Genomic DNA, 12,332 nt, shown 5'->3' with positions numbered 1-12,332 from the left:
ATACATTTGAAGTATTATATCAAAAATACCATGAAATAACAAGAGACCGTGGCAGAATCAAAGAATAAATGCTATAATATCTCAAAATACGTTTGAAGGAGGGTCTGCATTGGATTACAGCCAATCCCGTTTAATATATGAATATTACGCATCACGTATCCGATTCGGATATTACAGAAAGGGGGATGTCCTGCCTTCTGCCGGTGAGCTGTGCGAGAAGTTCGGGATATCCAGGCAGACCATCCGCAGGGCGTTTGTGCAGCTGAACAAAGAGGGATATGTGGATGTCTCCCCGGGCAGGAAGAGCGCGGTGGCCTATGATGTCTCTGACCAGGAAATACAGCAGTCACTCAGGGAATACTTTCTTGCCAGAAAAGATATGATGCCCGGTGTCAACCAGTCCCTTCTGCTGGTGCTGAGGCCTTTGCTGGAGGAGGGATGCAGGCGTCTTAAGGCGGAAGAGATGGAGGCTTTGGGAAGGAGTATTTCCCAACCGGGTATGGAGGCTTCCGAAATCTCCCTCAGATGCTGTTACGTCATGATGAAGAGTCTGGATAATCCTTTGGCTATGAACCTGTATAATGAAGCGCTTCTGTATTACAGATTTCCGTGTTTTCAGAAAAATATGGGTGAATTTGCCTATGGTGGGGAACATGCCAAAGCCATTGGGGCACAGATGATATCCTCCTGCCGGAATCTGGATAAGACAGGATTCTTACATGGCTTTTTTCAGCTGCAGAAGGAGTTTTATAATGCCATTATGGAGTATTTGGCATCTGTGGAGGACCAGAAAGACGTGCCTGAACCGGCTCTGTTCCAATGGACGGTCTACCGGGACCGGCCCCAATGCTGTTATGCTCTGGTATCCAACCTGATCCGCCACGTGCTGGAAGGAGGCTATGCTGAGGGGGATTATCTCCCCTCCTATGGAGCGATCGCGGAAGAATACAGTGTATCCTTCAGTACTGTCCGCAGGTCGGTTGAACTGCTGAGCGCCCTGGGGGTGGTCCATACTGTCAATGGAGTGGGGATCAGGGTCATGTTTTCTGCCCCGGATGTGGATAAGCTTTGTATGCCTGCGGTCAGCAAGAATTTTCAGATGTTTTTTAACAGTATCCAGATCGTATATTATACCTGCGACAGCGTGATCGGGGCAGTGTTTTCACTTCTGAAGCAGGAGGAAAAGCGAGCCCTGAAGTCCTGTATGGAAGAACAGACGCGGTTTGGCGGATTGTTTTATCTGGTCTTTGATTCCGTGATCCGTTTGCTGAGGATCCATTCCCTAATGGGATTCGGGGAGGTATGTGATAAATTGTATGAATTTTTATTGTGGGGATATCCTTTTATCCACTTGGCTGAATTGGACAAAACCGCCGGTGGCGCGTCCCGCATGCTGGCGGAAGGGCTGGAACGTGATGATGGGGGACTGTACAGCCGGGGGGTAAAGGCTTTGGTGGGAAAGATGTACAGGACCGTAATGAAAGCGCTGAATCAAGAGTGAGGACCGGAACGTTAAGCCGGAACGTTAAACCGGAAAGATAAATTTGTAAACCAGAAGGATACATCAGAAAAGGTGGAGCCGAAACACAAATATGTGTCCGGCATCCACCTTTATTTTTTAAACAGCAGATCCTGATGAATCTGATCCCATCCGGTGTCAATCGTCCTCTTCCGGGGCCAGTTCCGTTGTCGCCACCTTTGGCGGCATGGCATAGGAAAAAATGACAAAGCAGATAAATGCTGCCACAAGGCCCGGTATGATGGGCTGGCTGAATTTAATTCCGAAGAGCATGCCTTTGGATACGTGCTCCAGATACACGACCACAACGGTCCCTGCAATCAGGGAGGCGATGGTTCCGGCCGTGGAGGCTTTTTTCCAATAGTGCCCCATCACATAGGGGAAGAAGGAACCGGCGGCCCTCAGGGTGAAGCAGAACATCAGGATGGATACAATGCTCTGGGTATTAAAGAGTGCGATAAGCATGGAGGCAACGCCTACCAGGCACATTACCACTTTTGTCACGGTCATAACAGACTGGCTGGAGGCATCCGGTTTTAGGACTGCCTTATAGATGTCGTTGGCAAATATAGAGCCGGCGCCCAGAAGGTCGGAGTCGGAACTGGACATGGTAGCGGAGATGATCCCGGCAAACAGCAGGCCGCAGATCAGGGCGGGCATGGTATTGATAGCCAGAACCGGCAGGGCGTAGCGGGCGCCAACGGATTCAAACTGGGTGGAACTGAACTTGCCCATGTTGATCAGGGCCAGGGTGATGATGCCCAGGATGGTGGGGATAAATGCATAGATAAAGTTCACCAGTGCAGCCAGCCATGCGCCTCTCTTGGCAGCCTTTTCATCCCTGGCGGCATAGAAACGTGATACTGCCTCCTGGCCTACGGAGAAGGTGGCCGTGTACATGATGACCAGGGAAATGATCCCAAACAGGTCATAGCCCTGGAACATGTTCAGGGTTCCCTCCGGAATATTGGCAGTGACCTGGCTCCATCCTCCCGCATAGTTCATGGCAAAGGGGACTGCAATGATCATGCCGATCACGATCAGGAATACCTGGACAAAGTCGGTGAGAGTGACACTCCAAAGGCCGCCCATGATGGAGTAAACGGTTACCACCACTGCCACAATGATTACCGCAACCTGGTAATCGATGTTCAGCATGGTGGAAAGGATAACGGCTGAGGCAATGAACTGTCCGGCGGTAAGACCCACCAGGGGAAGCAGCATGATGACGGCTGTGATGATGCCGCAGGATTTGCCGTAGCGTCTGCGGAAATACTCAGGAACCGTCTTAACGGTCGCGGCCCGGAATTTGGGGGCAATAAAGCTCAGGATGATAAAGGCGATTCCCATGGTGGTAATATACCAGGAAGCGCTGAGGCCGTATCCGGACATACCGTTTTGCACAACGCCCAGGGAACTGCCGCCGCCGATCTCCGTGGCTGCCAGGGTTCCGGCCATGAGAAGCGGGCCGAGACGGCGTCCGGCCACCATGAAGTCGGTGTTGGTGGATATTTTGGTGGAAGAATACCAGCCAATCCACAGCATAAAAAGCAGGTAGACGATTACGATGATTGTTACAATGATATTTGTACCCATAAAATCCCTCCTGTATAAAATTTTTGTAACTGTTCAGAACGGCTCATATTCTTGACCGGAAGAGCCGGTCAAGAAGCATCGGATGTCCATCCGATGTGAAAATGGGCGCCAAAACGGACTTATAAGCAAGCGTAACGCCCGCTTTTGCACCCGTTTTTCCGCCGTCCTGAACTGTTACATATTTTCATACAATAAGTGTAACATACCCCTGCTGTTGGAATAAATAACCACTTCTGCAGAATTGATACCGAATATGACATTTAAATCCCAAACTTGACTTATGGAAGGAATGCCCATAAAATAGAGAAAAACGCTGTAGAGAAAACTGTGGATCTTATGGATACAGACCAGGGAGTCTGCCGGAGGGGGATGAAAACGTGCTAAGGATTGCTGTCTGTGACGACACAAGGGAAGAGTGTGATTTCATAGTGGAATACGCGTCCGTATTTTTTGAAGGGCGTCAAATGGCAGTGCATATTGATACATATGAAAAAGGGAGCGAACTCATAGAAGCCGGACAGGAGTATGACCTGTATCTGCTGGATGTGCTGATGCCTGGGCTGACCGGCATTGAGACAGCGGCCAGGCTGGGAAAGGGGAATCACGCGGTGGTCTTCATCACCTCATCCCTGGAGGCCGCGGTGGATGGGTACAGCGTCAATGCGGCAGGATTTATCCTAAAGCCGGTGGAAAGGAATCATTTTGAGGCCACCATGGAACGTGTGGTAAACCAGTACCTGGGAGAGCGGGAAGCGTGTATATCCGTTATCCACAACCGTGTTCCCGTACACCTTAAGCTGGAGCGGATCGCCTGGTTTGAGAACCGCCTGCACCGGGTATTTGTGACCCTGACAAGCGGGGAGACGCTGGCAATCGGGCAGAAGCTGTCGGAACTCCAGGAGGAGCTGAAGGAGCATCCGCAGTTTTTGCGCTGCCACCAGAGCTACGTGGTGAATCTGGAACAGGTGGAGCGGTTGGAGGATTCCTGCTTTCACATGAGGGAGGGACAGCTGATCCCCATTTCCAGGAATTTTTACAAGCAGAGCAAGAATGCATATTACCATCACCGCCTGAAATGAGGTTTTCATGAACGATAACGCATGTACGATTTTTCTGAATCTGATTAACCTGGCAGTGCGTATGATGCCTATTTTCGTATGTTTGGAGCCAAAGCACAGGAACCGGGAGAATATAGCGGCAGTGTCAGCCTATCTGTGGGTCATCATGGTATCCATGCAGTCCTTGTTTCATATTCCCCAAGAGATCTTTTTTGTTTTCCAGGGCATCTTTTCATGCCTGTTTTTCCTTGTGCTCCTCATCTTTTTTCAGGGCAGTCTGCTGAAAAAGGCATTTCTTTATGTTTCAGCATGGCTGTTCGCCGTGCTTTCCACATCCCTGAACGAATTTGCAGCCTGGGTGCTGGGCAGCCGTGTTCCCTTGTCCTACGGCCAGATCTGTGTTCTGGTATCCCTTGTTTCCGCGGCCGGCTTCTGCCTGTTTGTGCGGTTCTGGCTGAGAGATGCGGTGGACCGCCTTTTTTCACAGCTTTCCACCCGTTCCTGTTCCCTGCTTCTCACCTATCCCTGCGTTTCCCTTGTGGTGCTTGCCATTGGGACAAACAGCATTTTCTCCCCTCGTTCCCTGGCATCCCGGGGGATCCAGGATATCCTGTTCTTTATGGCCCTCTGTGCCATGATCCTGATCCTCTATGTGATGATCCTGGGAAATACCCTGGAGATCACATGCCGAAGGAAAACGGAGGAGGAACTGCAGTTTGCAAGGCAGCTGATCGGAAAGCAGAGGGAGCACTATAACCAGACCCTTGATTATATTGAGCAGGTGCGTATCATTAAGCATGATTTCCGGCACCATATCCATGCCCTGCAGAACATGGAAAAGGAGGAGCAGGACAGGTACCTTAAAAACCTCAAGGAGGAACTGGACCGGACGGCCCAGATGGTATTCTGCCAGAATCAGGCAGTTAACGGACTGCTTCAGGAATATGCAGCCAGAGCACGCCAGGAGGATATCACCTTTGAGGCCAGGGCCGACCTGTCGGCGCACGTGCCCGTGGATGACCTGACGCTGTGCATTGTTATCGGAAACCTGCTGGAAAATGCCTTTGAAGCCTGCAGGCGCATCAGCGGAGCACGTTTTATACGGGTCCAGGCCCGGTGGATGGATGACCATCTGATGATGATGGTGGAAAATTCCTATAACGGACAGATCACACAGAGAGGGGGAAAGATCCTTTCCAGCAAAAAGGACGGAGGTCTGGGCATGCTCAGTATCCGGAGGATCCTGAACCATCCCGGGGATGAGTTTGATGTGGATTATGACGGCACAACCTTTACAGCCATGGTGAAGATCGTGGACCGGGCCATGGCGGAGTAAGGCGTGCCCAGGGGAAGAATGGAAAAATGGATTGCATTTTTCCCAAAAAGAGTTATAATGAGTATTGTTAATACAGACAACGGGGAGCTCACTTAAGTGGGCTGAGAGTAAGCTGTTCATGCTTAGACCCATTACCTGATTTGGATAATGCCAACGTAGGGACCATAGGAGATCATATGCCGGCGGTGCACCTGTTTTGGTGCACCGCCGTTTTTGTGCGGAATGGGCCAGGTGTGGAATGGGCCATACGCGGAACCGGCAATATGTGTCATCGGTGGATATTATCACTCGGTAAAAGGGAATCAGCCCAATGGGCACCCAGGCGGCAGGCTGGGGGCACCACCTTCTGTCGCCTAAGAAAATTAATGCGAAAAGGAGAATAACTATGTACACAGCATTAACAATCGCAGGAAGTGATTCCAGCGGAGGCGCCGGCATCCAGGCGGATTTAAAGACAATGACCGCTCATGGGGTATATGGAATGAGCGCGATCACTGCTCTGACTGCACAGAATACCACCGGCGTAACAGGGATTATGGAAGTGACACCTGAATTTTTGGGTGAGCAGCTGGATGATATCTTTACAGATATCTTTCCGGACGCAGTCAAGATCGGGATGGTTTCCTCATCGCGGCTGATCGAGGTGATCGCAGATAAGCTGTCCGCCTATCATGGGGTAAATATCGTGGTGGATCCGGTCATGGTGGCCACCAGCGGTTCCAGGCTTATAGATGAAGCAGCGGTCCAGGTACTGAAAGAACGGCTGATTCCCATGGCAGACCTTTTGACACCGAATGTCCCGGAGGCGGAAATCCTGTCAGGGATCAGGATCAATTCCCAGGAGGATATGGAAGAGGCGGCCCGGATCATTGGGGAGAACTGCGGATGTGCCGTGCTGTGCAAAGGCGGACACCAGCACAATGATGCCAATGACCTTTTATACAGAAACGGGGAGCTGCGCTGGTTTATGGGAAAACGGATCCAGAACCCTAATACCCACGGCACGGGCTGTACCCTTTCCAGCGCCATTGCCTCCAACCTGGCCAAGGGCATGGAGATGGATATGGCAGTGGAAAAGGCTAAGGCGTACCTCTCCGGGGCGCTTGGAGCCATGCTGGACCTTGGCAGGGGCAGCGGTCCCATGAACCATGCGTTTGCCATTAAAGGCGAATATTAGGGAGGGCGGGAATATGAGTGAAAAAAGAACTTCTGTGTTCAGCAACGGGCTGATCTGGTTTGGGGCGGGCGTGTCCATTGCAGAGATACTGACAGGCACTTACCTGGCTCCACTGGGATTTGAAAAAGGCATAGCCGCCATTCTTCTGGGTCATGTGATCGGCTGCGTGCTGCTGTTTTTGGCCGGACTCATTGGGGGTTATACCAGGAAAAGTTCCATGGAAACCGTTAAAATGAGTTTCGGTGAGCGGGGAAGCCTGCTGTTTTGCGCCCTGAATGTGCTGCAGCTGGTGGGCTGGACCTCCATTATGATCTATGATGGGGCGCTGGCAGCGGGAGGCATTTTCCCGGCAGGGAAGTGGATCTGGTGCCTGGTGATCGGAGGATTGATCCTGGTGTGGATCCTGATCGGCATCCAGAATCTGGGGAAGATCAATACCCTGGCTATGGGAGCCCTCTTTATCCTTACCCTGATCCTGTGCCGCGTGATCTTCACAGGCTACGGGGCAGCGGAAGCAGTTTCAGGGGAGGCCATGAGCTTTGGAGCAGCAGTGGAGCTGTCCGTGGCAATGCCTCTTTCCTGGTTCCCGCTGATCAGCGATTATACCAGGGAGGCAGAGCGTCCGTTTGCAGCAACAGCGGCAAGCGCAGCGGTGTACGGTGTTGTGAGCATTTTTATGTATGTCATAGGAATGGGGGCTGCCATTTATACAGGCGAGTACGACATTTCCATCATTATGGTAAAGGCCGGCCTGGGACTGACGGGCCTGCTCATCATTGTACTTTCCACAGTGACAACCACCTTCCTGGACGCGTATTCCGCGGGGGTATCCAGTGTGTCCATTTCCCAAAAGATCAAGGAAAAGTGGGCGGCTGTGGCTGTTACGGTCATAGGTACCGCGGCGGCCATGATGTTTCCCATGGATAATATCACCAATTTTCTGTATCTGATCGGTTCCGTGTTCGCTCCCATGATCGCCATCCAGATCATGGATTACTTTTTCATAAAACAGGATCACAAAAGGGAATCCTTTTGCATTTCCAATCTGGTCATATGGTTTGCGGGGTTTGTGATCTACCGAATCCTTATGCATGTGGATACGCCTGTGGGCAGCACGCTCCCCGACATGGCGGCTACCATGGGCCTGTGCCTGGTATATTACCGTGTGACGGCAGGCCATAAAACCAACACCCAAAATGTGATAAAAGTGTGATAATTTTATAAAATACTTTACTGGACTGTTCATGGATGTTACAATATGCTCTGGCAGTTTAAAACCAGGGCGTATGGGCTGCGGCACAGTGCATGCAGTTTACATATGCGCCCAATTAACCGGGGGCCCGGGAACAAAGGGCGGAAGATCCCGGATGAATGAGGAGTGTTTATTATGAAAAAATGGATATGTGCAGGTGCGGCAGCCCTGCTGGCAGTTTCCATGCTGTCCGGCTGCAGCGGCAGATCAGGCAGTTCATCTGCCCAGGCTCAGACCACCCAGGCCCAGACTGAAAGCCAGACAGAATCCGCAAAGGCGGAGGAGACAAGCGGCAATGCAGAAACAGGCAGCGCAGCAAATGGCAGTGAAGCAGGGGTAAAGGAAAGCGAAGCAACCGGCGGTCCGTCCGCTGAGGAATTGGAGGCAGCGGCCGGAACCCATCATGTGAAGATCACTGTAAAAGATTACGGCACCATTGACGTGGCGCTGGACGGGGACAATGCCCCCATAACGGTTGCCAATTTCCTGAAGCTGGCAAAGGATGGATTTTATGACGGGCTCACCTTTCACAGGATCATGAGCGGTTTCATGATCCAGGGCGGAGACCCCTTGGGCACAGGTATGGGCGGTTCCGATGAGGAGATCAAGGGCGAGTTTGCAAGCAATGGTGTGGAAAATCCGCTGTCCCACACAAGGGGAGCCATCTCCATGGCCCGTTCCCAGATCAAGGACAGCGCCAGCTCACAGTTTTTTATCGTGCATGAGGACAGCACATTCCTGGATGGGGAATATGCATGTTTCGGATATGTGACAGAGGGCATGGAGGTTGTGGACGCCATCTGCAAAGATATCCAGCCAGTGGACAACAACGGCACGGTCCCTAAAGAAAACCAGCCAGTGATCCAGAGCATCGAAGTAATAGATTAAGAAGTTTCGTAAACATTCAGCCAGCCGGAATAAAAACGCAGCCGCCGGGGACCCCATCGATTGAATCAATGGAGTTTCCCGGGGCCTGGGGCTTAATTTCGGCTGGCTTTTTATTCAAACCGCCGCCGTATCCGCCGCACCATTCCCATTCTTCTAATCAATGGATGCACCCCGCCCGCCCCTTCGCGTAATTCCCAATTTATGAAGAATTCTTACATTTTTATTTTAACGGTTGAAATTCTCCCAAAAGGTTGTTATGTTAAGTAGGCAGCCTGACCTTTTTATGGCAGGGCTGGAAAAGAAGTGAAGATTGGGGCTAATTATTTATGCGCATTGTAAAAAAAGGAAGAACAATTGGGAAAATGCTTTTGACGGTCATGACAGCCGCGGCTTTTACGGCCTCATTAGCAGTGACATCATTGGCTGACCAGAACGCGGATACCACCAGGTTCGTACCCGGCACAAAGGTAAACGGTGTGGGGATCGGCGGACTTACAACAGATGAGGCAAAAACCAGGATAGAAGGTTTTTATGACGGTGAATATACCCTGACCATAAAGGAACGGGGGGACAAAGAGGAACGTATTAAGGGAACGGACATAGGATATAAGGTGACGGTGCCGGAAGGTCTCCAGGCTATTCTGGATGCCCAGAACGCCTCGGGGCGCAACTCGGGACCGTCCACGGACAACTCCCATACCATGACCATGACCGCGGCCTACAGCGAGGAGGCTTTGACAGCCAAGATCAGATCCCTGGCCCTTATAAGCGGTTCTAATATCACAGTCACCGCGGATGCACGTGTGTCATCCTATGAAGAGGGACAGCCATTTACCATTATACCGGCAGTACAGGGGAATAATGTGGACGAGGCTAAAACAGAAGCCCTGATCAAAGAAGCGGTAAAGGCAGGGCGGACATCCGTGGATATAGACGGGGCCGGCTGTTATTACCAGGTGAATGTGCGGGAGGACAGCGAGGAACTGAAGGCCCTGTGTGATACCATGAACAGGTATAGGACAGCAACTGTCAATTATGTGTTCGGCGATGTTAAGGAACCCCTGACCGGGGAGATGATATGCAGCTGGATTACAGGCAGCCAGGGCACCACAGCGGTGCTGGACCAGGAAAAGGTGGTTGCGTTTGTGGCCGGACTGGCTGCAAAGTATGATACGGCCGGAACTGCCAGGACCTTCCACACTGCGGGGGGAAAGGATGTAGAGATCACCGGCCCCTATGGATGGAAGCTGGATGTGGCGGGGGAGAGCGCAGCCCTTACCCAGCTCATACAGGCAGGACTGGCCGAGGGAGAACAGGACCGGGAGCCGGTGTATGCAGCCACAGCTGCCAGCCGCACTGCGCCGGACTGGGGGAGTACCTATGTGGAGATTGACCTCACCGGACAGCATGTGTACATGTTCCAGGAGGGCAGCCTTGTATGGGAAGCTCCCTGTGTAACTGGAAATATCGCTAAGAACTACGACACGCCTGCGGGCATTTACAGTCTGACTTACAAAGAAAAGGACCGGATCCTGCGTGGAGCAAAAAAGGCGGATGGAAGCTACGAATATGAGAGCCATGTGGATTACTGGATGCCGTTTAACGGAGGGATCGGCCTGCACGATGCGACCTGGAGAAGCAAGTTCGGGGGATCCATCTATCAGACCAGCGGCAGCCACGGCTGCATCAACCTGCCGCCGGACAAGGCAGCGGTTCTCTATGATCTGGTTTACAAAGGGATGCCGGTGCTCTGCTATGAGTGAGCATAGGCCGCGCCGGTGACCAAAAAGTATGGGAGACTGGGAAATGGGTGAGATCATCCGTTTCCCAGCCTCCCTTTTTTGTCCTTTTTCCGTAATAAGGACAGTCTGCTCCCCGCGGCTGACTGGAAGTGAAATCCAATTGTCTAAAATGTATGTCCTGGAGTGAGAATTTTGGTTTATTTTCTACTTGCAAAATAGATGCAAACAGAGTAAATTTATTCAGATGATAATCAGATGATGATTTAGAAGCAGAGAGGATACATAGTATGGCCAAGAGTGCGACAAAGGATATGACAGAAGGCTCGCCCGTAAAACTGATACTGGGGTTTTTCATCCCTATGCTGTGCGGGCTTTTGTTCCAGCAGCTTTACAACATGGCTGACACCATTATCGTGGGAAAGTTTCTTGGGGTAAAGGCATTGGCGGCAGTGGGCTCCACAGGCTCCATCAATTTTATGATCATCGGCTTCTGCCTGGGGGTGTGCAGCGGATTTGCCATTCCTGTGGCCCAGAAGTTTGGTGAAAAGAATATGAAGGCCCTGCGGCGTTTTGTGGCAAACGGCGGCTGGCTGGCCGCGGCATTCGCAGTGGTAATGACAACAACGGTCTGTCTCTTCTGCCGGGATATCCTGGAACTGATGCAGACGCCTGAGGATATTATCGAAGGGGCCTACAGCTATATTTTTGTGATCTTTCTGGGAATACCGGCCACCTACCTGTACAACCTCCTGTCCTGTACCCTGCGTTCCCTGGGGGACAGCACCACGCCCCTCTTGTTCCTGGTGTTTTCTTCCGTGGTCAATGTGGCGCTGGATCTGTTCGCCATTTTGGTGTTGGACATGGGAGTGGCGGGAGCAGGGTGGGCCACCATAACTGCCCAGGCTGTGTCAGGACTCCTCTGCCTGTTTTATATGAAGAAGAAATACACCATCCTGAAGATGAATGAGGATGAATGGAAGCCGGACCGCCACTACATGAAGATCCTGTGCAACATGGGGATACCTATGGGACTCCAGTATTCCATTACAGCCATTGGAAGCGTGGTTTTGCAGACCGCGGTGAATTCCCTTGGCTCCATGGCAGTGGCTGCGGTAACTGCGGGAAGTAAGATCAGTATGTTCTTCTGCTGCCCCTTTGATGCGCTGGGTTCCACTATGGCAACTTACGGAGGCCAGAATGTGGGGGCACGCAAACTGGACCGGATCGATCAGGGGTTAAAGGCAGGATCCATGATAGGCTGTGTTTATGCCGTGATCGCTTTTGGGGTTTTGTTTTTCTTCGGCGACTTGATCGCACTGATGTTTGTTGATCCGGGAGAGACGGAGATACTGAGAAATACCAAATGGTTTTTAATTGCCAACAGCGTATTTTACATACCTCTTCTGTATGTGAACACGGTCCGGTTTATGATACAGGGACTGGGATTTTCCAGACTGGCCATTCTGGCCGGGGTGTGCGAGATGGCGGCCAGGACTTTTGTGGGCTTCTGCCTTGTACCGGTATTTGGGTACATGGCCGTGTGCATCGCCAATCCCGTGGCATGGATCGCTGCCGACCTGTTTCTGCTCCCTGCGTACCGGTATGTGATGAGGAATCTGAAGCACCTGTTTTATGGGAATGGGGAAAGTTAAATATAGCAGTTCAGGAAGAAGAGCCGTCCTGAATTGTTTCATGAAAACAATAAAAAGCTGCGGTGCATCCGCAGCTTTTTGAATTGGCACATGATTGACATATTATTACTGC

9 protein-coding genes and 1 riboswitch are annotated in these 12,332 nt (G+C 51.5%); of the genes, 8 read left to right on the top strand and 1 reads right to left on the bottom strand.

The features are described from left to right. Positions 1-109 precede the first annotated feature (109 nt). Complete coding sequence (locus tag CLFS41_RS11455; protein WP_045092348.1) at positions 110-1,501, top strand: GntR family transcriptional regulator; 1,392 nt, start codon at positions 110-112, stop codon at positions 1,499-1,501. Between the two features lie 156 nt (positions 1,502-1,657). On the opposite strand, the gene CLFS41_RS11450 is transcribed toward CLFS41_RS11455, so the two are convergent. Then, positions 1,658-3,115 (bottom strand): sodium:solute symporter family protein, encoded by a 1,458-nt coding sequence (locus CLFS41_RS11450; protein WP_045092347.1) that lies wholly within the window; start codon positions 3,113-3,115, stop codon positions 1,658-1,660. 377 nt (positions 3,116-3,492) lie between these two features. Between CLFS41_RS11450 and CLFS41_RS11445 the strand changes: the two genes are divergently transcribed. From CLFS41_RS11445 to CLFS41_RS11410, 7 genes are all read left to right on the top strand, one after another. Continuing rightward, positions 3,493-4,194 carry a LytTR family DNA-binding domain-containing protein gene (locus CLFS41_RS11445; protein WP_007867477.1) on the top strand — a complete coding sequence of 234 codons (702 nt, stop codon included), beginning with the start codon at positions 3,493-3,495 and terminating at the stop codon, positions 4,192-4,194. 7 nt (positions 4,195-4,201) lie between these two features. Further along, positions 4,202-5,509, top strand: coding sequence for an ATP-binding protein (locus CLFS41_RS11440; RefSeq protein WP_007867475.1), 1,308 nt, complete (start codon positions 4,202-4,204; stop codon positions 5,507-5,509). Between the two features lie 70 nt (positions 5,510-5,579). Further along, a riboswitch (TPP riboswitch) is annotated at positions 5,580-5,688 on the top strand. Between the two features lie 206 nt (positions 5,689-5,894). Beyond that, positions 5,895-6,686, top strand: a complete 792-nt coding sequence (gene thiD / locus CLFS41_RS11430) for a bifunctional hydroxymethylpyrimidine kinase/phosphomethylpyrimidine kinase (RefSeq protein ID WP_007867473.1) — start codon at positions 5,895-5,897, stop codon at positions 6,684-6,686. A 13-nt stretch (positions 6,687-6,699) separates the two neighbouring features. After that, complete coding sequence (gene cytX / locus CLFS41_RS11425; protein ID WP_007867470.1) at positions 6,700-7,899, top strand: putative hydroxymethylpyrimidine transporter CytX; 1,200 nt, start codon at positions 6,700-6,702, stop codon at positions 7,897-7,899. Positions 7,900-8,073: 174 nt separating this feature from the next. Next, complete coding sequence (locus CLFS41_RS11420; RefSeq protein ID WP_007867467.1) at positions 8,074-8,826, top strand: peptidylprolyl isomerase; 753 nt, start codon at positions 8,074-8,076, stop codon at positions 8,824-8,826. Between the two features lie 326 nt (positions 8,827-9,152). Next, positions 9,153-10,589 (top strand): L,D-transpeptidase family protein, encoded by a 1,437-nt coding sequence (locus CLFS41_RS11415; RefSeq protein WP_040417118.1) that lies wholly within the window; start codon positions 9,153-9,155, stop codon positions 10,587-10,589. Between the two features lie 266 nt (positions 10,590-10,855). Then, entirely contained in the window at positions 10,856-12,220 is a 1,365-nt protein-coding gene (locus CLFS41_RS11410; RefSeq protein WP_045092346.1) for an MATE family efflux transporter, read from the top strand. Positions 12,221-12,332: the final 112 nt, after the last annotated feature.

This window comes from Clostridium sp. FS41 (assembly GCF_000954015.1).
Classification (GTDB): domain Bacteria; phylum Bacillota; class Clostridia; order Lachnospirales; family Lachnospiraceae; genus Enterocloster; species Enterocloster citroniae.
The sequence above is the reverse complement of the archived record's forward strand: the minus strand, read 5'-3'. Positions and strand labels throughout refer to the sequence as shown.